This window comes from Pedobacter psychrophilus (assembly GCF_001652725.1).
Lineage (GTDB): Bacteria > Bacteroidota > Bacteroidia > Sphingobacteriales > Sphingobacteriaceae > Pseudopedobacter > Pseudopedobacter psychrophilus.
This window is the reverse complement of sequence record NZ_LWHJ01000031.1, coordinates 52,804-74,705: the sequence shown is the minus strand read 5'-3', so window position 1 is coordinate 74,705 and position 21,902 is coordinate 52,804. Positions and strand designations below refer to the sequence as shown.

Here is a 21,902-nt window from a genome sequence, read left to right as displayed (position 1 = left end):
AATTGTTTTTTAAGGAAAGTATAAAATCTTGTGCTTCTTGAAATTTCGAATTGTCAACTTCTATAATGATAACAGAAAAAACATCCGAAGTAGATATGATATGAGTATAATATTTAAGATCGGTTATACTTTCAGCTTTCTTTAAAAAAAATTCCGACTGATCAAAAACCTTAATTAAATCCTCGTTAAATAGAGAATATTAACGATAGAACTAGAAGAAGGATTATTCTCTACGTTAACATTTGTAAATTGCATCCGCTAATTTAATATAATTTTTATTTTATCTTTTAAAATTGATGGATTAAATGGTTTAGACATTAAAGCATTGATAGGATAAGGGATTCTTGTTTTAATATTTTCTAAAGATTCTGATCCAGATAATACAATTAAAGGAATATCTCTAAAATAACCACTTACTTTTAAAGATCTAACAAAATCAGCACCATCAAAATAAGGCATTTCCATATCAGAAATAATTAAATCCGGAATATTACCGCTATCTAACCAAGTTAATGCATCAAACCCATTGTTCTTTACAATTAAATCGTAATCTTTTTTAAGTATAAATTCCAATAATTTTAAAATCGCTAATTCATCATCTACTAATAGAATCCTTTTCCTCGCAATTTCGTTCTTATGTTCTATTACCATTGTTTAATCAATTTACTCTAATTACGTAGACATAAAAAGTGCCTAATAATTTTATATGGATAATTATTTTTGTATTAATGATAAATTATATTCTTTAACTATACTTATTTTATTAAATATTAAATTCTTCAGCACTTAAAAATTATTTTAAATATAATGAAATTTTATATATTACTTATAATCAGTTACTTATAATAAATTTTACATTAGATTGAAATTTAATTTACTATTAAAGAAATATTTCGTTTTAATCTTTACATAAATAAACATAACATTTCTTGAAATGAATATATTGAATTTTCGGGGAATTATTTCTCGTATTGGGTAATACTTTACATTGCTAAATTTTTAAAGGTCGAATCATTATCTAATTGTCCTAAATAGATAACAAATAAATACTATCCAATATATAGAAATTGTCTGTCAAGCTGTCATTATTAATTTTGCAATTTATGACTAATTATGTGATTTATTATGTCAACTAAATAGGTTTAACTGCCATTTTCCTATTGGCACATTGCTTGTTAAATACAGTTTAAATAGAATAATAGTAAACAACAAAATTATATAAACATGTCAAAAATTATCGGAATCGACTTAGGAACTACCAATTCTTGTGTTGCTGTAATGGAGGGTAACGAACCCGTAGTTATAGCAAACAGTGAAGGTAAACGTACTACACCATCTATTGTTGCATTTGTAGAAGGTGGAGAGCGTAAAGTTGGTGATCCTGCAAAACGCCAGGCAATCACTAACCCTACCAAGACCATTTATTCAATCAAGCGTTTTATGGGTAACAGCTTTAATGAGGTTACAACCGAAATTAGCCGTGTACCTTATAAAGTTATTAAAGGCGATAATAATACTCCAAGAGTAGAAATTGACGACCGTAAATATACTCCACAAGAAATTTCTGCAATGATTCTTCAAAAAATGAAGAAAACTGCCGAGGATTTTTTAGGAACAGAAGTTACAAGAGCAGTAATTACCGTTCCTGCTTATTTTAACGATGCACAACGTCAAGCAACTAAAGAAGCTGGTGAAATTGCTGGTTTAAAAGTAGAAAGAATCATCAATGAGCCAACTGCTGCTGCACTTGCTTATGGTTTAGATAAAACCAATAAGGATATGAAGATTGTAGTTTTTGATTGTGGTGGTGGTACTCATGATGTTTCTATCCTTGAATTAGGTGATGGCGTTTTTGAAGTAAAATCTACGGATGGAGATACCCATTTAGGTGGTGATGATTTTGACCAGGTAATTATTGATTGGTTGGCTAACGAATTCAAAACCGAAAACGGAATGGATTTAGTTAAAGATCCAATGGCATTACAACGTTTAAAAGAAGCTGCTGAAAAAGCTAAAATAGAGCTTTCTAGTACAACTTCTACAGAAATTAACTTACCATACATTACTGCAGATGCTAGCGGACCAAAACATTTGGTACGTTCTTTATCAAAAGCAAAATTCGAATCTTTAGCTTCTGACTTAATCAAAAGAACTATTGATCCATGTAAATCTGCTTTGAAAAATGCTGGAATGAGCACTTCAGATATTGATGAGATCATTTTAGTAGGTGGTTCTACACGTATTCCTGCAATTCAAGAAGCGGTAGAAAAATTCTTCGGTAAAGCGCCTTCTAAAGGTGTTAACCCTGATGAGGTTGTTGCAATTGGTGCAGCTATCCAAGGTGGTGTATTAACAGGAGAAGTAAAAGACGTATTATTATTAGATGTAACACCACTTTCTTTAGGTATTGAAACTATGGGCGGTGTAATGACTAAATTAATCGAGTCTAATACAACTATCCCAACTAAAAAATCAGAAACATTCTCTACTGCATCAGATAGCCAACCTTCTGTCGAGATTCACATCTTACAAGGTGAGCGTCCAATGGCAAAAGATAACCGTACAATTGGTCGTTTCCACTTAGACGGAATACCACCAGCACCAAGGGGAGTTCCACAAGTAGAAGTTACTTTTGATATTGATGCTAACGGCATTTTACATGTTGGTGCTAAGGATAAAGCAACTGGAAAAGAGCAAAAAATCAGGATTGAAGCTTCATCTGGTTTATCTGATGAGGATATCAAAAAGATGAAAGAAGAAGCAGAAGCTAATGCAGAATCTGATAAAACTGCAAAAGAAGAAGCAGATAAAATAAACGCTGCTGATGCTTTAATTTTCTCTACTGAAAAGCAAATAAAAGAATACGGAGATAAAATTCCTGCAGATAAAAAAGGAGCTATAGAAGAAGGTTTAAAATCTTTGAAAGATGCTTATGCTGCTAGAAATTTTGTTGACATTGATGCAGCTTCAGAAAAATTAAATGCTGCTTGGGCTGCTGCTTCTGAAGATATGTATAAAGGTGGACAAGATGGAGCCGGAGCACAAGGCGCACCTCAAGGTGATGCTGGTGAACAACAAGCTGGTAATCCTGACGAAGTTACAGATGTAGACTTTGAAGAAGTAAAAGACGAAGAAGCTAAGTAATCGTTTTTAAATCTTAATAATTAAAACCCGTTCTATTAATTAGAACGGGTTTTTTTATTTTTAAAACACTAGTTATATAAATTATTTGGGCGTTTTAACACGCTATACACTATATCTTTTTTTGCTATTTGCATTGTGGCAAATGTAAAAAAAGGATGTCGTTTCTAACGTTAACGCAAACCTGCATATTGCAATTTCAAAATGGATATCAAAATTTGATTTTAATATTATTCTTCTTTTAATGAAAGTTTATAATAAGCATAAACTGAATCTAAATATCTTAATCCTTCCAAAATAAGTAGAATATAAAACCAATAATGTTGAAATATAGCCGTGGAAACAAAATCTTTAAATCCTAAATAATAAGCTAAATAACTTAAAAAATCGAAACTAAAATATAGGAAGACAACCCGGAAAGGAATAAGAATAAAAGAGCAAATCAGTCCGAGTTTGGCTTTAAACCAAAGTGAATAAGAAGTAAATAAAAAGAAGAATAAAATTAAGATTTGCCAAATTGCGGATACTTTATCAGCAATAGAAAAAGAGAAATCATAAGTGCTTAAAATATAATTAAACCTTGGAGATAGAAAAATTAAAAAGGTGATGCAGTCTAGTATTGCGAAGAGTTTTAATCTTCCATTCATTAAAATGAAGGTTTTGCTAAAGCTGAAGTCTGATGATCAACTAATTTTTGTAAAGGTTTGCTAGCAAGCATTTTCATCATCATATTTAATTCTGCAGATACGATAAGAGTCGCCAAAGTTTCTGTACCACTTTGTAAAACTGTCCATTTCATCTCAATTGCAAATGGAGCATCTTCAGTAGGTAAAATTATAATTTGTTCATTTTGAGTTCTAGCAGATACTTTTAATGATAATTTAGCCATATTTTGAATCGTAAATTTAGCTTCATCTTTAGTACTACTCCAATTATAAATATTTTCCGGCATCAATTGCTCATGATTATTTAAATCGCTTAAAAATGCGTATACTTTTTCAATAGGTTGATCTAAGGTTATCTTACTTTCAAAAACTGTCATTATTAATTATTTTGTTCTATTTGAGTTCCCCATTCGCTAGGATTTTTCCTCCATTCATTTAACAATTCAACATCAGAAGTTTGAATAAAATTATGCTCAGCAGCGTAATTTATTAAAGCAGAGTAATTAGAAAGAGTAGCAAATCTACATTTAGCTTCAGCAAAATTTTCTGTTGCTACGTCAAATCCATAAGAAAAAATAGCCACCAAACCAGCCACTTCATATCCTGCTTCACGTAATGCCTTAACAGCCTGTAAGCTGCTTTTGCCAGTAGAAATCAAATCTTCTACAACAACTACCCGTTGTCCAGGATTTATTTCTCCTTCAATTAAGCTTTGTGTGCCGTGTTCTTTTGCCTTAGAACGCACATATATAAAAGGTAAACCTAATTCTTGTGCCACCAAGGCACCTTGTGGAATACCGGCTGTTGCCACACCAGCAATTACGCTTGCAGATCCAAATTCTTCTTGAATAAGTTCTGAAAGTTTTTGACGTATATATGTTCTAATTGTTGGATGTGAAAGAGTTATGCGGTTATCGCAATAAATTGGCGACTTCCACCCAGACGCCCAGGTAAAAGGATTAGCAGGTTGTAATTTAATTGCTTTTATTTGCAACAAAAATTCAGCAATTTTCTGTTCAATCTCACTATTATTGTACATGGCTCAAAAATACAACATTTATATCAACCAAAAGTGCTTAATTATAACTTCTATTAAGCCTGACGACGCTTTAGATCATCAACTTATTGACGATCAAGACTTTGATTTTTTAACATTTTATAAAGCTTTAAGTAATAATCCTAATGCTAAATTTTATCTTATTTGTGAAGATGCTAAAATTTGTTTTAAAACTATAAAAACTAAAATTAGAGTTATAGAGGCGGCTGGTGGATTGGTACATAGTGATGAAGATAAATATCTTTTTATTAAAAGAAATGGGCGTTGGGATTTACCAAAAGGGAAATTAGAGCTTAACGAAAAGAAAAAAGATGCAGCTGTTAGAGAAGTGGAAGAAGAATGTGGTTTAAAAATAAAATCCTTAGGGATTAAATTATTAAAAACCTATCATGTTTATGAAATTAAAGGTAAGCCGGTTTTAAAAGTTTCTCATTGGTATGCAATGGAAGCAAAATCAAAACAAAAGTTAGTTCCGCAATTAGAAGAAGGAATAACAGAAGTTAAATGGTTTAAGAAAGAAGATTGGGGAATTGTTAGGGCTAATACGTACTCAAATATTTTAGATGTAATAGATGATCATTAATTGCAATTTGACTATAAACCAAAAAAATCCTGCTTATTTAAAAGCAGGATTTTTTTTTCATTTTGTTGATTACATTTTTGCAGTTGAATCCATCATAGTTGAATCTGTCATTGTAGAATCCATCATAGTTGAATCCATCATTGTAGAATCCATCATAGTTGAATCCATAGAAGTAGAGTCTGCTTCTTCTGATGCTTTATTAGAGTTACAAGCAACAACTGATAAAGATAATGCTAATGCAAAAAAACCGATTTTGAAAAATTTTTTCATGTTAAATTCTTTTAATTGTTAAAATATTGATTAATTTTTACTCAAATATATAAATATTTGTTTATTTATATATAGATTTCTTAAGATTATGCTAGTTAATTTAAAGAATTACTAAATAATAGAAATCTGAAATGCAACAGGTTCAGAATTAATTCATCATTAATTGTAAATTGCAAAGTGGAAAAAATTATATTTATTTTATTACCGATCATCTATTTTCTTTATAACGCTTATTTAAATTTTAAAAAAGAGCATGAAAAAGCAGCTAAGAGAACCTCAGAACAACCTCAATACGTGGTTCCAACCAAAGATATCACAGCAGATAACATAAAGACTATTCCTAAATATTATCAGGATTCAATTAGGAAAGAAAATAAAGATTATCAGTCGGATATCACCCGTTATCTAAGTGATCAAAAATCGGAACGTGATCAAATTAACAAAGCTGCCAGAGATGTAAATAAATATAATAAAGCGGCCGTTAAAGATAATTACAATCCAGAAACAGCAAATGTGGAGGTGACCACAAATAGAGCTATCCATCTTCAACATCATCATGAATTTGAATTTCCATCAAATTTTAAGGAAGAATTTATGGATTTTGATCTAAGGAAAGCAGTTATTTACGATACAATTTTAAAAAGGCCTAATTATTAAGTTACCTATTTCCTCAATTAAAATAATAATCGCCCTGATTTGATTTTTTCGAATTAATACCTATATTTGCACCTCAAATTTTTAAACAATAATTTTTTAAATAATGTACGCAATAGTAAGTATAGCAGGGCAGCAATTTAAGGTTGCTAAAGACCAGCATCTTTTTGTACACAGGTTACAAGGAGAAGAAGGCGCTAGTATTGAATTTGACAACGTGTTATTGGTAGAAAACGAAGGTGTAATTTCAGTAGGAGTTCCTGCTGTTAAAGGTGCTACGGTTTCAGCTAAAATCTTGTCTCATTTAAAAGGAGAAAAAGTAATTATTTTCCACAAGAAAAGAAGAAAAGGTTATAAAAAGAAAAACGGTCACCGTCAGTCTTTTACCAAAATTCAAATTGATAGCATTTCAATTTAATCATTAACATTAATTAACTGTACTAAGTTTATACTTGGTTAAATAGATAAAACATGGCACACAAAAAAGGAGCCGGTAGCTCTAACAACGGTAGAGAATCACATAGCAAACGTTTAGGTATCAAAATATATGGTGGTCAGGCTGCAATTGCAGGGAACATCATTGTACGTCAACGAGGTACTAAACATCATCCAGAAAAAAATGTTGGTATTGGTAAAGATCATACTCTTTTTGCTTTAGTAGATGGTAAAGTTTCATTTAGAAAAAGAGCAGATAACAAATCTTATGTTTCTATTATTCCTGTAGATTTTTCTATTCCACTTTCAGCAATCGCTCCAGTAGCAGTAGTAAAGGATAAGGCGACTACAAAAAAAGTAGAATCTGTAAAAGAAGAAGTTAAAGCAGATAAAGCCCCAGCTAAAGCAGAGGCTGAAACTAAGGAAGCTGAAGTTAAAGAACCAAAAGAAAAGAAAGCTCCAGTTAAAAAAACTGCAGCTAAAAAAGCTGACGAAGCAGAAAGCGCAGAATAATTTTAGCGTTTAAAAAAAAAAGTCTCAATCAAAAAATGATTGGGACTTTTTTTTGTTTATTAATTAAATTTTTTAAAAAAAAATATCCTATAAAATTAGCGTTTTTATATGCTATAAACCTATTTTAGCAAAATGCAATCTTTTGAGCTTGATAAAACAGATATTTTAAAAGTTAAACAGGCTTTAGAGGGAGATGATCAAGAATTATTAAGCCTTTTAACTGAATATCATGCATCAGAAATAGCTATTTTATTTGAATCTATTCCTCTAGAATCTCAAAAGAAAATAATTAATCTCCTTCCTATAGAATTAGCCTCTGAAATTATTTCAGAGATGAGTCATGAAGCTCACCCCGAAGAACTTTTAATTGATTTAGAACCGGATAAAAGACAAGAAATTGTTGAGGAACTGGATTATGATGATGCCACGGATATTATTTCCCAAATGCATGAAGATGATCAGCATGAGATATTGGGAGATTTGGATAAAGAGGATGCAGTTAATATAAGAAATTTAATGACTTACGCCGAGGATACTGCCGGCGGATTAATGAATACTGAAGTAATTAAGGTTGATGCTGATATGTCTAAAAAACAGGCAATTGACCAAATTATTCTTCAGAGTGAAGAAATAGAAGAATTTTATACCATCTATGTGGTGGATCATGATGATATTTTAAAAGGAATAGTTTCTCTTAAGGATATTATTAAAGCTAAAGCAAATGCAAAAGTATCTGATATAGTTAAGTCAGATTTTGTTTTTGTTAAAGCCAGCACAGATCAGGAGGAAGTAGCTGATTTGATTTCTCAATACAACTTAACCAGTATCCCTGTAGTAGATTCTAATATGAAACTATTGGGTAGGGTTACATTTGATGATGTTATTGATGTAATGGAGGAAGAAAATACCGAGGATATCTTAAAATTCTCTGGTGTTTCTGAAGATGAAGAATTGAGCGGAAACTGGATTGAAGCTGTGAAATCCAGGTTACCTTGGTTAATATTAAATTTAGGAACTGCTTTTTTAGCATCATCTGTAATTAGGTATTTTGAGCCAACCGTTACAAAAATTGTGGTATTAGCTGGATATATGACCATAATTGCAGGGATGGGAGGTAATGCAGCAACTCAGGCTTTGGCCGTAACTGTACGTAGGATCACATTGAGTGATTTAACGGATAATCAAGCTTATAAAACTGTAGTGAAAGAGCTTACTGTTGGATTAATTAATGGTGCTGTTAACGGGTTAATTGTTTTTCTTTTTGCTTATTTTTATGACGATAATTTGCTATTGGGCTTAGTAATTTTTATTGCGATGACTGGTAATTTATTAATCGCTGGTATAACAGGAGCAGGAATTCCATTGATTTTAAAAAGGGTTGGGATAGATCCAGCTGTTGCATCATCTATTATTATTACCACTTTTACGGATGTTTTTGGTTTCTTGCTATTATTAGGTTTAGCATCAAAATTATTATTGTAATTACTAGCTATAAATTAAAAAATAGAATTCAATTGATAAAAACATTTAATTTTGTTTAGCAATTGCGTTAACGATTGAAACGACATCTTTTTTTGCTCTTTCTGCAAAAAAGATAAAGTGTAAAGCGTGTAAAAACGCCCAAAAAATTAATTAATATTTTAATACTAAGTCAAATACGGTCTTCTGACTTTAATACAAAACAAATGCAAACAAAACACAACTGGACAAAAGAAGAAATTTTAGACATATACAATCAACCTTTTTTAGATTTAGTTTTTCAAGCGGCATCAATACATCGTGAAAATGAAGATTATTCTGAAGTTCAAATCAGTTCTTTAATCTCAATAAAAACAGGTGGTTGTCCAGAAGATTGCGCTTATTGCCCTCAAGCGGCTCGTTACCAAACGGATTTAGAAGTACAGGCAATGATGAAGGTTGAAGAGGTAATTGAAGTAGCACAAAAAGCAAAAGATGGTGGGGCATCCCGGTTATGTATGGGAGCTGCCTGGCGTGAAGTACGTGATAACCGTGATTTTGATAAAGTTATTGATATGGTTAAAGCGGTAAACAGCATGGATATGGAAGTTTGCTGTACGTTAGGGATGTTAAATGCAGACCAAGCCCAAAGATTAGCCGATGCAGGTTTATATGCCTATAATCATAATTTAGATACCTCTGAAGAAGATTATAAACGTATTATTTCTACCCGTACTTATGATGATCGTTTAAAAACGATAGAAAATGTTCGTAAAGCTAAGCTTACTGTTTGCAGTGGTGGCATTATTGGTTTAGGCGAAACTGTAAATGATAGAGTTGCCATGATCAGAGTTTTAGCTAATATGCCTCAACATCCAGAATCTGTTCCGGTAAATGCTTTGGTTCCTGTAAAAGGAACACCTTTAGCAGAACAGCCTAGAGTTGCCATTTGGGATATGGTTAGGATGATTGCAACTGTTAGAATTGTGATGCCAAAGACTGTTGTTAGACTTTCTGCGGGAAGAAATGAGATGAGTACTTTAGAGCAAGCTTTTTGTTTTATGGCTGGTGCTAACTCTATTTTTGCCGGAGACAAACTATTGACAACACCAAACCCAGAATTTAAAGACGATATGCTAATGTTTGAGCTTTTAGGTTTAACGCCAAGAAAAGCTTTTAAAAATGGCAGACCACAAGTTAAGGTAGAGGTTGTTGTATAGTTAAATTAATCATTAGAAAATTAAAGAGCTTAAAACCTAAAAGATTTAAACTTTTAGAATTCATATTCTTATCCTTTGGATGAATTAATCATCAACTTGTAGACTTATTCCACAAACCTCAAATAAACCTATTATTATAAATAATTGATTATTAATTGATTATTTAGTCTGGTATGGCGTGGCATAATGTTGAAGCATTAGTTTTCATAAATAATTAAAATATAAATTTAATCAATTATGAAAAAGTTCATTTTATCAGCTGCATTTTTAGCGTTTGCAGGATTAACAACAGTACAAGCAGGAAATTTAAAACAATCAACTACAATTGTAGCCAATATAGATAGTACAAAAACTACTCCTGTAAAATTAGAAGAATTACCAGAACCAGTAAAAGCTACTCTAGCATCAGATGCTTATAAAGCTTGGACACCTACAGAAGCTTTTTTAATTGTAGAAGAAAGTGGAAAATCCTACTATCAAGTAAATGTTAAGAAAGAAGAAGAAAAAGGTTCGGTAAAAATCAATGCAGATGGAACACCTGCAGAATAAATTATGACATTTAACGTTGGTTAACCTTAAACATTCGTTGATAATGTATTAAAGCCTCCAAAATTTGGAGGCTTTTTTTTATTTTTACAATATGATTAAAACCTTAATTATTGAGGATGATATTTCTTTTTCAGAACTTTTAACAGGTTTTTTGGTAAGATATGACCATGATGTTATTTCTTGTGCTAAAATAAAACCTGCTTTGAAGATCCTAGCAGAAAAAAAGTTTGATTTAATTTTAGTGGATTATCGGTTACCAGATGGTACTGGCTTAGAGATTCTAAAAGCAGTTAGGGAGCAAAGTATAATAATTCCCATCATTATGATGACAAGTTTTAATGATGTACGTACCGCTGTAAAATCTATTCAGTTAGGAGCTTTTGATTATATTATTAAACCAGTAAATCCAGATGAGCTACTTCTTACTATAAAAAAAGCATTATCTAAAGAAGAAGGTAAAATTGATGGCAATAAAATTAATGAAAGCGATTTCATCAAAGGAAATAGCATAGTTGCAAATAAATTATACCAACACATTTCTTTGGTTGCACCAACAGATATGTCTGTAATAATACAAGGAGAAAGTGGAACTGGAAAAGAATATGTAGCAAGAACTTTGCATAACGAAAGCAAAAGGAGCGAAAAACCTTTTATTTCTATTGATTGTGGCGCATTATCTAAAGATTTAGCAGCTAGCGAACTTTTTGGACATGTTAAAGGATCTTTTACAGGAGCTTTGAATGATAAAAAAGGTCAGTTTGAGACAGCACATGGAGGAACATTATTTTTAGACGAGGTTGGCAATTTAAGTTATGAAGTTCAGGTTAAGTTGTTAAGGGCTTTACAGGAAAGAGTGGTTCAGCCTATAGGAAGTACAAAACAAATAGCCGTTGACGTAAGAATTATCACTGCCACAAATGATGATTTAGTTCAAATTATAAAACAAGGAGAATTCAGAGAAGATTTATATCATCGTTTAAATCAATTTAAAATACAATTACCAGCATTACGAGATAGGGGCGACGACCTTAAATTATTTATCGAGCATTTTATTAATTTGGCCAATAAAGAATTGGATAGAAATGTAAAAGAAGTAGATAAATACGCAAAGAAACTTTTATTAAATTATGACTGGCCCGGAAATTTACGTGAGCTAAACAATGTAATTAAAAGAATGGTTTTATTAACGGAAGGAGAGGTTGCAAATATTGATGCATTGCCAGAAGAAATGATATTAGCCGTAAACGAACCAGCTAAAAATTTCGGGTCTGATTTAAAGGCAAACAATGAAATAAATGAGAAAAATTTAATAATTGAGGCTTTATCCAAAACTAAATTTAATAAATCAAAGACTGCTAAAATGTTAAATATTGATAGAAAGACGCTTTATGCTAAGTTGGAGCGTTACGGTATTGAATAATTGTTAGCTTCTAAAACAGTAATCAATGTTTCTAATTGGGTTAATAATTCATTGATTTTTGATTTAATTTGCTTTGAAATACCATCTGAGCCCTCAATTTCTATCTCCATTTTTCTAAATTCTACAGCAACTTTTTTTGCTCCCATTTGTGAGATACGGCCGGCTAAACGATGAACAATTAATCTTACCTCGTCTTTATCAGAATTAATTACAGCATTTTTTAATAGAGTTATATCCTCTTTACAATTAGAAATAAAGCTTTTCAATATTTTCTCTAATTGGTTTTGATCACCAAAAGTCATTTTTTTAAGCTGATCTAAATTGATTTCGATATTTTCTTTAGCTTGATGATTTTGAAAAATCTGTAATAAATCGGCACTTTTAAATGGCTTCATTATAATTCCATCAAAACCACTATTTAAAATTGAATCACGTTCGTTAGGTAAAACTTGTGCGGTAATAGCATAGTATTTTATATGATGAGGTAACTTGTTTTTAAGCATCTGACAAATTTCTATTCCAGAATACTTAGGCATACGCATATCAATTAATATATATTTAAGACCATCATCAATATCTTGATTTAGAATATCTTCTGGCCTATTAAAACATTTATAATTGAGGTTATGGTCAGTAAAAATCAGTCCAATTAAATCTAGAATCAATTGATCATCATCAACAATCCAAACAGTAAATTTTTTATTAAAATTTGGGGAATTATTAATTTTCTTATTTATAATTTGTTGTGACGTCTGTTGATATTGAAGATAAACATAAAAGGTGCTGCCTTCATTTATTTTACTTTTCACATTAATCCTTCCATTTTGAATCTCTACCAATTTTTTTACAATGGATAATCCTAAACCAGTTCCATTATGATTTAAATTGGTTTGATTATGATTTTCAATTTGTTCAAATTCATTAAATATTTTATTTAGGTTATCTTCTGAAATACCTATACCATAATCTTTTATAATAAAATTAAAATGAATATTTTTTTTATCTTCTTTAAAATTTACTAATAATTCAATATTACTATGCTCACTGAATTTTATAGCGTTTCCAATTAGATTAAATAGAATTTGTTTTAATCTGAAACCATCACCAATAACTTGATAATTAGCTGGACAATTGATTTCAGAATTTATAATTATTGATTTACTTTCCGCAAGTGGTTTTAGAACTTCAATCACTTCTTTGATATAGGCATCTATATTAAAAACTTCATTTCTTATATTAAATTCAGCAGAAATAATTCTGCTATAATCTAAAATTTCATTAACAATATGTAATAAATGATTTGAGGAAGATTGTATGGCATTGATATTATTTTTGTTTGGAATTTTTTGTAAAGCAATTTGTTCAGTATAACCAATTATAGATTGCAAAGGTGTCCTTATTTCATGGCTCATGTTAGCAAGAAATCTCTGCTTTTCCTTGCCATAATATTCCGCTTCTTCTTTCGCCACCTCAAGGGCTTTTCTGTATTTATTGCTCTTAGTGATATCAGATAAAATGAAATATAATAGTAGAATTGTGATAATTAAAAAAGCTATTAAAATTGCTGTAATTTGTATAATGCCATCATTAACAACCTTTTTAGCTTCCAAACCATTATAGTTCATTTGAACTAAAACCTCATTTTTAACCTCTTCTAAAATAATCAACATTTTAGATGTCAGTTTATTGGTTGCATCTGATAAAGACGATTCTTGTTGTATAAATTTTTTACTTTTTACCCGCTGCCCAATCTCAATAGATTTGAGTGAACTTTCCATATCAGATAATATATTATCCTCTATAAAAGTGTTTAAAGTATCTTTTTTAATTTTAAGTTCTTCACTAACTACTTTAAAGCCTTCATCTTTCTTTTTTGAGAAAAGTCTATTTAAAAACCCTTTTTTATTATCATTAGGAGAAAGAGTGGTGGTAGAAGTTTTAGTTTCAGTAGTATAAATGGTGCTATCCGCTTTCCAGGCTTTGGTATTAACCAAATTGTTGAGTTTATTTACTTCATCAGAAAAGGATTTTGTATTTACTAAAGATTCCCTCACCTTTAAGTATTTTAAAAACTGCTGGTCTCTTTCTGATAATAATTTTTTTATTGATTTAATTCTGATTAATTGTATGGAATCTAATTGGTATAATGCTCCGAGTGTATCTAGGCCTGATTTTAACTTTCTGGTAGTTTTAAAGAAATCTCTATAATTCCCGGTATCATTAATGGCTAATTCCCTTTGTTGTTGGTCTAAACGAGATATTTTATTAAATAGATCATTTACAATCCTTAGCTTATCGTTAGGTAAAGAAATTTGTTCTACCTTATTAAGCATTTTTTCAAAAACGAATTTACTAACTCCCCATGCGGCTGCTAACGATAGAAATGCCAAAGTAAAAGCAATAATAATTTTGCCTTTAATAATCCTGAAAAAAACTTGTTGGTTATTCTTGAACATCAACTCTTATAAACCCTATAATTTTCTTCTTATTGCTTATAAATTTTATACCAACTGTTAAATAAGAACTAAAACCTGGATTTTATTTATCTATATTTTCTTAAGCCATTGCATTAATTTCTATAAGTTTGTTAAAAATAAACTCTTTTGCAACCAAAAATCAAGATCATACTTACTTCGCTAATTATCAGCATATTATTGATGTTGATAAAATTTGGCGCCTATTTCATAACTCAATCCAATGCTATTTTAACAGATGCAGCAGAGAGTATAGTGAATGTAATTGCAAGCGCTTTCGCTTTTTATAGTATTTATTTAGCAGCACTACCCAAAGACCAAAACCATCCTTATGGTCATGGTAAAATAGAGTTCTTTTCTGCCTTTGTTGAAGGTAGTTTGATCATCTTAGCAGGTATTATCATTATTTTTAAATCCTGTTATAATTTATTTTATCCTCAAGCTGTTAAGGATATTTTGCAAGGTTCTTATCTTATAGCATTTACAGGAGTTATTAATGGAGCTTATGGATGGTACATGGTCAAAAAAAGCGAGAAATTAAATTCAATTACTTTGCAGGCAGATGGTCATCATTTAATAACTGATGCTTTCAGCAGTTTTGGTTTAGTTGTAGGATTGGTTTTAATTTATTTTACTAAAATTGGCTGGTTGGATAGCGCATTATCTATTGCAATCGCTTTTTTTATTATTTACAATGGCTATCGTTTAACCAGAAAATCTATTGGTGGCTTAATGGATGAATCTGATGTGAAAATAATCCAAAAAATTATCTCTTATCTAAACATTAATAGAAAAAACGATTGGATTGACATTCATAATTTACGTACTCAAAGATATGGTTCTCAATTACATATCGATTGCCATGTTACCTTGCCTTGTTATTATGATTTAAATAAAGTACATCAAGAAATTTCAGAGATAGATAGAATTATAAATGAAAACGTAAATTCAGAAACTGAGTTTTTTATCCATGCCGATCCGTGTATACCTCAATGCTGCCATTATTGTAATAAACCAGACTGCCCCGTGAGACAAGAACCCAAGCGTAAAGAAATCGAATGGACTTTAGAAAATGTAACCAAAAACAATAAACATTTTGAGTAAAATGGAAAACAAACATTTTAATATAAGAGTTTATGGGTTACTGATTAACGAACAAAATGAAATTTTGTTAAGTGATGAAGAGGAGCGAGGGATAAGATTTATTAAATTTCCTGGCGGGGGTTTAGAATATGGCGAAGGCTTGATTGATGGCTTAAAAAGAGAATTTATAGAAGAATGTAATCTCAAAATTGAAGTTTTATCACATTTTTATACTACAGATTATTTTGTAAAATCAGCATTTGGAAATGGTGGGCAACTAATTTCTATCTATTATTTGGTTAAGCCTTTAGAAGAAATAAACTTCAAAATTTCTAAGTGTGAGTATGATTTTGATGGACAATCTGAAGTCAGCAAACAATGTTTTAGGTTTGTTCCTCTAGTTAGTTTAAAGAAACAGAATGTTACTTTCCCTGTTGATAAGAAAGTTGTTAAATTATTGAAACAGAATTAAAAAGAAAATGAGCGATTTAGTGAGCAGAGATTTGGAAGCTATTTGGCATCCATACACACAAATGAAAACGGCAGCTAAGCCAATTCCTATCGTTAAAGGAGAAGGAGTTTACCTTTATACAGAGGATGGAAAAAAACTGATTGACGCCGTCTCTTCTTGGTGGGTTAATATTCACGGACATAGTCATCCATATATTGCAGAAAAAGTATTTGAACAGTTACAAGTTCTAGAACATGTTATTTTTGCAGGATTTACTCATCCACAAGCAGTAAAATTGGCTGAAAACCTTTTGAGTATTATCCCAAAAAATCAGGCTAAAATATTTTATTCCGATAACGGTTCAACAGCGGTTGAAGTAGCTATAAAAATGTGTTTGCAATTTTGGAGCAATCAAAACCAACATCGCACAAAAATATTAGCTTTTAAAAATTCTTACCACGGCGATACTTTTGGAGCAATGGCAGTAAGTGCTAGAAGTGCCTTTACTGCAGCTTTTGACTCTTTATTATTTGATGTTGAGTTTTTAGATTTACCAAATGAAAACAATTTAGAAGTTCTCAAATCCCAAATTTCAAATCTTAAATCTGAATTAGCATGTTTTATCTTTGAGCCTTTAGTACAAGGAGCAGGAGGGATGTTGATGTACGAAGCTGAAGATTTAGATGAACTAATTTTGCATTGTAAAAAAGAAAATGTTTTAACCATTGCAGATGAAGTGATGACTGGTTTTGGACGTACAGGAAAGCTTTTTGCATCAGACCATTTAACTCAAAAAGCCGATTTAATGTGCTTTTCTAAAGGTTTAACAGGTGGAACAATGCCTTTAGGTGTAACCTCTTGTACACAAGAAATATACGATGCTTTTTTATCAGACGATAAACTAAAAACTTTATTCCACGGACATTCTTTTACTGCTAACCCAGTTGCTTGTGCTGCATCTAACGCAAGTTTTGATATTTTGATGCAGGCAGAAACGCATGAAAGTTTAAAAAGAATTTCAAAAAAGCATCATCAATTTAAAGAAGAAATTGAGCTTAATCCTAAGGTTAAAAATGTACGCCAATGCGGAACCATCTTAGCTATGGAATGGAATATTGAAGCCACTTCTTATTTCAATAATATTAGAGATACGCTTTATAATTTCTTTTTAGACAAAGGAATTATATTGAGACCTCTAGGTAATATTTTATACATTATGCCACCTTATTGTATTTCTAACGATGATTTAGATTACATTTACAATCAAATAAGAGAAGCATTAATTAAATTTTAAGATGAAATTAAAAGAAACTTTATCACAAATAGTTAGCGATGATTTATTGCACTCTAAATGGTTAAATACTTTGTCTTTTATGGAAAATGCTGGTGCTAAAAAGATATCAGCATCAGAAGATAAAGAAAAGGTAACACTTATTATTTTAAAACATGCTGCCGAAGAACATCGTCATGCTTATTATTTAAAGAAACAGATTTCTAAAATATCAGAAAATCACTGTTCTGATTATCAAAATCAATATTTATTAGCACCAAGAGCCAGCAAATATTATCTAAATAATTTAGATGTACAGGTTTGTAAATACTTAAAAAAAGAACTTCAAATCACCGGGCCAGAACTTCGTTTTGCTGCTTATCTTTTAGTGACTTACGCCATTGAAGTGAGAGCAGATGAATTATATCCCATTTATCAGGATATTTTAACCGAAACTAATAGCAAAGTAATGGTAAAATCGATCATCTTAGAAGAAGAAGGTCATTTGGAAGAAATGCTACATCAGCTTAAAACTTTCTCGCCAAACTGGGAGATTTACGCTAATCATGCTGTGAAAATTGAAACTGAATTGTTTAATGATTGGATTGATCGTTTAGAAAAGGAAGTGTTTAGTGAAGCAACCCAAATAGTGAATTAACCTACAGGTTTTTAATTACCTCATACAAATTTATAACATTGAATATCTTAAGCTCTTCGGAGCTTATTTTTTTTGGAATAAATATTGATTTCAATTTATTAAAATCAATTACAAATGAGATCTATCTGGAACGGAACCATCGCCTTTGGCTTAGTTAATATCCCAATAAAACTTTATTCTGCTATAGACCATAGCAGTTTAGATTTAGATATGTTAGATGGGAGAGACCATGAACATATTAAATATCAACGTATTAACGAAAAAACCAGAAAGGAAGTTCCTTATGAAAAAATTGTTAAAGGATATAAGTTAAAAGACGATTATGTCATCTTAGAAGAAAGAGATTTTGAAGATGCGAGTCCAGAGAAAACTAAAACAATTGATATCCAAAATTTTGTAAAATCATCTGAAATAAACCCAATGTTGTTTGAAACCTCTTATTATGCGGAGGCGGGTAAGCAGGGGCAAAAGGCTTATAAGCTTTTATTAACGGCTTTAAAGAAAACCAATATGGCTGGTGTTGGGCAATTTGTTTTGCGACAAAGAGAAAATCTATGTATCATCCATCCCCAAGATGATGTAATTGTGATTTCCAGGATTCGATTTGCACAAGAAATAAAAGAAACTACTGAAATTAATACTCCTGATGATTTAACTGTTCCAAAAAAAGAGTTAGATGTTGCTTTAGCACTGATTAAACAATATACTTCTGATTTCGATATTAGTAAATATAAAGACACTTATACAGCAGAGTTGCTAAAAATTATTAAAGCTAAAGCCAAAGGTAAACGCCCAACCATTAAAAAGTTAAAACCTAATAAAGCTAAAAGTGATGATTTATACGAGCAATTAATGGAAAGTTTGAATAAGAAAGGAGCTTAAATTATGCCTTTATCTGCCTATGATAAAAAAAGAAATTTCGAAAAAACATCAGAACCAAAATCAGTAAAAGAAAAATCTAAAAAAGGTTTACGTTTTGTAGTACAAAGACATCATGCCTCTCATTTACATTATGACTTTAGGTTAGAAATGGATGGAGTACTAAAAAGTTGGGCCGTTCCAAAAGGTCCATCTCTAAATCCAAATGATAAAAGACTTGCCATGATGGTTGAAGACCATCCTTATGCCTATAGAACATTTGAAGGCGAAATCCCTAAAGGAAATTATGGAGCTGGAACGGTGCATCAGTTTGATGAAGGAACTTATACGTCCTTAAACAAATCTACAAAGGATGATGAAAAAGAATTGCTAAAAGAATTAAAAGCAGGAAGTTTAAAGATTAAGTTAAAAGGTAGAATCTTAAAAGGAGAGTTTGCATTAGTTAAGATAAAAAGTGCAGAACAAAACGCATGGTTACTGATAAAGCATAATGACGAATATGCCGTCAACGATAAATTTGATATTGAAAAACTTATTCCTAAAGAAATCATTAAAAAAGGAAAAGATTTTAAATCTAAAAAGGAGGAAAAATCTAAACCTACGGTTGTTGAAAACCATCAATCAATTAATTATCAGCCAATGCTGGCAAAATTAGCTCCTCAGGTTTTTGACGATGAAAGTTATATCTATGAAAGGAAAATAGATGGTTATCGAATCTTAGCAAATACTGGAGATAGCATCAATTTGATCACAAGAAATGGAAAAGACTATACCTCTAATTATGAGCAAGTTGTATCTGATTTAAAATTGATAAAAGAAAATGCAGTTTTAGATGGGGAATTAGTAGCTGAGGATAAAGACGGAAATCAGAAATTTCAATTGCTCCAAAATTATGAAAATGATGATAAAAATATAATCTTAAAATATTATGTTTTTGATATTTTAAGTCTTAATAATCATGATGTTACAGAATTACCATTATTAAAGCGTAAAGCATTATTAAAAAGCTTGATAAGTCAATATAAGTTTGAACATATCATTTTAATGGATTTTATAGAAGGGGAGGGGAAACAACTTTTTACCAAAGCAAAAAAGGAGGGATGGGAAGGCATTATAGGCAAAAAAGCACAAGACGAATATTATATTGGAAAAAGAAGCGATACCTGGTTAAAATTCAAATTTGTTAATAGTGAAGAAGCAATTATTTGCGGGTATACAAAACCAACTGGTTCAAGAAAATATTTTGGAGCTTTGGTTTTAGGAATGATAGATGAAAAAGGTCAATTAAAATATATAGGCAATTGTGGTACAGGCTTTAATGACGATACATTGAAATCGCTTTATGATGATTTAAACCAAAGGATTTTAGTTAAAAAACCATTATCAGAAAAAGTAAATCAGGAAAAAACAGTGACTTGGGTGAGGCCTGAATTAGTTTGTGAAGTAAATTATACGGAATGGACAGAAGACGGACATTTAAGGCATCCGGTTTTTAAAGGTTTAAGAGAGGATAAAGATGCTGATGAAGTAAATTTAGATGATATGGAGAAAGATGATAATGAAGAAGAGTCAGTAAATGAAAAGGAGCTTGAACTAGAAGGTAAAAAAGTAAAGGTTACTAATTTGGATAAGGTTTTTTGGAAAAAAGAAGGTTACACTAAAGGAGACTTAATTAATTATTATGAAGAGATAGGCGATGAAATGTTGCCTTATTTAAAGGATAAACCCCTAAGCTTAAATAGACATCCAAATGGAATGGATAAGCCGAGCTTTTTTCAAAAAGATGTTGCCTTAAACAATTTACCAAAATGGGCAAAAACAGCAGAAATGCATTCTGATAGTAATAATAAAGAGATTAACTATCTGGTATGCAATGATAAAGCTTCCCTTATTTACATGGCTAATTTAGGATGCATAGAGATAAATCCTTGGTTAAGTACCTTCAAAAAGCCAGAAAATCCAGAATTTATGGTGATTGATTTAGATCCTGATGGGAACAAATTTAGTGAAGTAGTGGAAATTGCTCTAATAGTAAAAAGCATTTTTGATGAAATTAAAATCAAAAGCTTTGTGAAAACATCTGGTTCTTCAGGAATTCATATCTATGTTTATATAGCTCAAAAATATGATTATGATTTTGTCAAAAACTTTGCGGAGTTTATTGCCAACAAAGTTCATGAACAAAGCCCAAAGAATACAAGTATCGACAGAAGTCCTTCAAAAAGAAAAGGATTAATTTATATTGATTTTTTACAAAATCGTAGAGGTCAAACTATAGCTGCGCCATATTCTGTTAGACCAAAACCTGGAGCAACCGTTTCTATGCCTTTAGATTGGAAAGATGTTAATGAAGATTTAGATATGAATGATTTTACGATTTTAACAGTTCCAGATTTAATAAAGAATAGTAAAAATCCTTGGGAGGGAATCAATAACGAAAAATCTGATTTGGTAAAAGGACTTAAGCTATTATCAAAATAACAGAGAAGTAGAAATATCTACTTAACATAATATTGATTATAGGACAAATTGATTATAAAAAATATCAAGCTAATTTGCTTGATATTTTAAATGATATAATGTAGTCTAAACAGTTATATATTAACTATTTAACTCTTTTAACTTTAATTGCATTTAAGCCTTTCATACCTTTTTCCAATTCAAAAGTTACGCTGTCGCCTTCACGTATTTCATCAACTAAACCATTTACATGGACAAAGTATTTTTCCTGAGTTCCGTTTTCCTTAATAAAACCAAAACCTTTACCATCGTTAAAGAAATCTACTTTACCTTTTTTCTCAACTGTTAAATCTTCTTCCTCTTGTTTAGAAATTCCAATTTCTATAGAACTAGCGTCAATTTCTTTTTTCTTACGTGTTGGATCTGGTGGCGTATCTGTAATGTTTCCATATTCATCTACATAAGCCATCATATTCTCTAAACTTCCATCAGAAGAATTTTCTTTTCTTTCTTCCTTTTTTTGTTGCTTTTCCTGCCTTTTTTTCAATCGTTTTTTTTCATTCTCCTTTTTACTAAAGGTTTCCTGTGATCTGCCCATTCGTTATTTTTAATTGTTGTTAATACCTATATTCAATGATACTTTCTGGTGTCAAAACATCCTT

22 protein-coding genes are annotated in these 21,902 nt (G+C 30.8%); 15 read left to right on the top strand and 7 right to left on the bottom strand.

Translation table 11 applies throughout. The features are described from left to right. Nucleotides 1-258 precede the first annotated feature (258 nt). A complete protein-coding gene (locus tag A5893_RS15580) occupies nucleotides 259-651 on the bottom strand; it encodes a response regulator (protein ID WP_068823520.1) in 393 nt (130 codons plus the stop codon). 573 nt (nucleotides 652-1,224) lie between these two features. Between A5893_RS15580 and dnaK the strand changes: the two genes are divergently transcribed. Continuing rightward, on the top strand, nucleotides 1,225-3,144 hold the full coding sequence (gene dnaK, locus A5893_RS15575) for a molecular chaperone DnaK (protein ID WP_068823519.1): 1,920 nt from the start codon (nucleotides 1,225-1,227) through the stop codon (nucleotides 3,142-3,144). 227 nt (nucleotides 3,145-3,371) lie between these two features. Here dnaK and A5893_RS15570 read toward each other — a convergent pair whose 3' ends face one another. Genes A5893_RS15570 through pyrE form a run of 3 tightly spaced genes read right to left on the bottom strand, consistent with a single transcriptional unit; the run spans nucleotide 3,372 to nucleotide 4,845 of the window. Further along, a complete protein-coding gene (locus tag A5893_RS15570; RefSeq protein WP_068823518.1) occupies nucleotides 3,372-3,788 on the bottom strand; it encodes a hypothetical protein in 417 nt (138 codons plus the stop codon). After that, nucleotides 3,788-4,183, bottom strand: coding sequence for an SRPBCC family protein (locus A5893_RS15565; RefSeq protein WP_068823517.1), 396 nt, complete (start codon nucleotides 4,181-4,183; stop codon nucleotides 3,788-3,790). Before A5893_RS15565 ends, A5893_RS15570 begins: the two co-directional genes overlap by 1 nt. Before the next feature lie 2 nt (nucleotides 4,184-4,185). After that, nucleotides 4,186-4,845, bottom strand: coding sequence for an orotate phosphoribosyltransferase (gene pyrE / locus A5893_RS15560; protein WP_068823516.1), 660 nt, complete (start codon nucleotides 4,843-4,845; stop codon nucleotides 4,186-4,188). On the opposite strand from pyrE, the gene A5893_RS15555 reads away from it, so the two are divergent. Continuing rightward, nucleotides 4,844-5,446 (top strand): NUDIX hydrolase, encoded by a 603-nt coding sequence (locus A5893_RS15555; protein ID WP_068823515.1) that lies wholly within the window; start codon nucleotides 4,844-4,846, stop codon nucleotides 5,444-5,446. The genes pyrE and A5893_RS15555 overlap by 2 nt on opposite strands. A gap of 69 nt (nucleotides 5,447-5,515) precedes the next feature. On the opposite strand, the gene A5893_RS17515 is transcribed toward A5893_RS15555, so the two are convergent. After that, nucleotides 5,516-5,716 (bottom strand): hypothetical protein, encoded by a 201-nt coding sequence (locus tag A5893_RS17515; RefSeq protein WP_082911468.1) that lies wholly within the window; start codon nucleotides 5,714-5,716, stop codon nucleotides 5,516-5,518. A gap of 177 nt (nucleotides 5,717-5,893) precedes the next feature. Between A5893_RS17515 and A5893_RS15545 the strand changes: the two genes are divergently transcribed. From A5893_RS15545 to A5893_RS15515, 7 genes are all read left to right on the top strand, one after another. Beyond that, nucleotides 5,894-6,373 (top strand): hypothetical protein, encoded by a 480-nt coding sequence (locus A5893_RS15545; protein ID WP_068823513.1) that lies wholly within the window; start codon nucleotides 5,894-5,896, stop codon nucleotides 6,371-6,373. Nucleotides 6,374-6,476: 103 nt separating this feature from the next. After that, nucleotides 6,477-6,788 carry a 50S ribosomal protein L21 gene (rplU, locus tag A5893_RS15540; protein WP_068823512.1) on the top strand — a complete coding sequence of 104 codons (312 nt, stop codon included), beginning with the start codon at nucleotides 6,477-6,479 and terminating at the stop codon, nucleotides 6,786-6,788. A 53-nt stretch (nucleotides 6,789-6,841) separates the two neighbouring features. After that, nucleotides 6,842-7,318 carry a 50S ribosomal protein L27 gene (rpmA, locus tag A5893_RS17510; protein WP_082911467.1) on the top strand — a complete coding sequence of 159 codons (477 nt, stop codon included), beginning with the start codon at nucleotides 6,842-6,844 and terminating at the stop codon, nucleotides 7,316-7,318. Between the two features lie 132 nt (nucleotides 7,319-7,450). Beyond that, complete coding sequence (gene mgtE / locus A5893_RS15530; protein WP_068823511.1) at nucleotides 7,451-8,800, top strand: magnesium transporter; 1,350 nt, start codon at nucleotides 7,451-7,453, stop codon at nucleotides 8,798-8,800. Between the two features lie 203 nt (nucleotides 8,801-9,003). Then, complete coding sequence (gene bioB, locus A5893_RS15525) at nucleotides 9,004-9,996, top strand: biotin synthase BioB (protein WP_068823510.1); 993 nt, start codon at nucleotides 9,004-9,006, stop codon at nucleotides 9,994-9,996. A gap of 237 nt (nucleotides 9,997-10,233) precedes the next feature. Continuing rightward, nucleotides 10,234-10,545, top strand: coding sequence for a hypothetical protein (locus A5893_RS15520; protein ID WP_068823509.1), 312 nt, complete (start codon nucleotides 10,234-10,236; stop codon nucleotides 10,543-10,545). Nucleotides 10,546-10,636: 91 nt separating this feature from the next. After that, complete coding sequence (locus A5893_RS15515; protein ID WP_068823508.1) at nucleotides 10,637-11,965, top strand: sigma-54-dependent transcriptional regulator; 1,329 nt, start codon at nucleotides 10,637-10,639, stop codon at nucleotides 11,963-11,965. Here A5893_RS15515 and A5893_RS15510 read toward each other — a convergent pair. Further along, a complete protein-coding gene (locus A5893_RS15510) occupies nucleotides 11,950-14,421 on the bottom strand; it encodes an ATP-binding protein (RefSeq protein ID WP_068823507.1) in 2,472 nt (823 codons plus the stop codon). The two genes, A5893_RS15515 and A5893_RS15510, sit on opposite strands and share 16 nt — an antisense overlap. Nucleotides 14,422-14,568: 147 nt before the next feature. Between A5893_RS15510 and A5893_RS15505 the strand changes: the two genes are divergently transcribed. The 6 genes from A5893_RS15505 (at nucleotide 14,569) to ligD (ending at nucleotide 21,261) form a co-directional block, all read left to right on the top strand. After that, nucleotides 14,569-15,543, top strand: coding sequence for a cation diffusion facilitator family transporter (locus A5893_RS15505; RefSeq protein WP_082911466.1), 975 nt, complete (start codon nucleotides 14,569-14,571; stop codon nucleotides 15,541-15,543). Nucleotide 15,544: 1 nt separating this feature from the next. After that, nucleotides 15,545-15,994: an NUDIX domain-containing protein gene (locus tag A5893_RS15500; protein WP_068823505.1), complete on the top strand. Its 450-nt coding sequence runs from the start codon at nucleotides 15,545-15,547 to the stop codon at nucleotides 15,992-15,994. Between the two features lie 7 nt (nucleotides 15,995-16,001). After that, nucleotides 16,002-17,267 (top strand): adenosylmethionine--8-amino-7-oxononanoate transaminase, encoded by a 1,266-nt coding sequence (bioA, locus tag A5893_RS15495; RefSeq protein ID WP_068823504.1) that lies wholly within the window; start codon nucleotides 16,002-16,004, stop codon nucleotides 17,265-17,267. Between the two features lies 1 nt (nucleotide 17,268). Continuing rightward, entirely contained in the window at nucleotides 17,269-17,901 is a 633-nt protein-coding gene (locus A5893_RS15490; protein WP_068823503.1) for a hypothetical protein, read from the top strand. A 114-nt stretch (nucleotides 17,902-18,015) separates the two neighbouring features. Continuing rightward, nucleotides 18,016-18,783 carry a non-homologous end joining protein Ku gene (gene ku / locus A5893_RS15485; protein WP_068823502.1) on the top strand — a complete coding sequence of 256 codons (768 nt, stop codon included), beginning with the start codon at nucleotides 18,016-18,018 and terminating at the stop codon, nucleotides 18,781-18,783. A 3-nt stretch (nucleotides 18,784-18,786) separates the two neighbouring features. Next, nucleotides 18,787-21,261, top strand: coding sequence for a DNA ligase D (ligD, locus tag A5893_RS15480; protein ID WP_068823501.1), 2,475 nt, complete (start codon nucleotides 18,787-18,789; stop codon nucleotides 21,259-21,261). Nucleotides 21,262-21,385: 124 nt separating this feature from the next. Here ligD and A5893_RS15475 read toward each other — a convergent pair whose 3' ends face one another. Then, nucleotides 21,386-21,838: a cold-shock protein gene (locus tag A5893_RS15475; protein ID WP_068823500.1), complete on the bottom strand. Its 453-nt coding sequence runs from the start codon at nucleotides 21,836-21,838 to the stop codon at nucleotides 21,386-21,388. Nucleotides 21,839-21,902 lie beyond the last annotated feature (64 nt).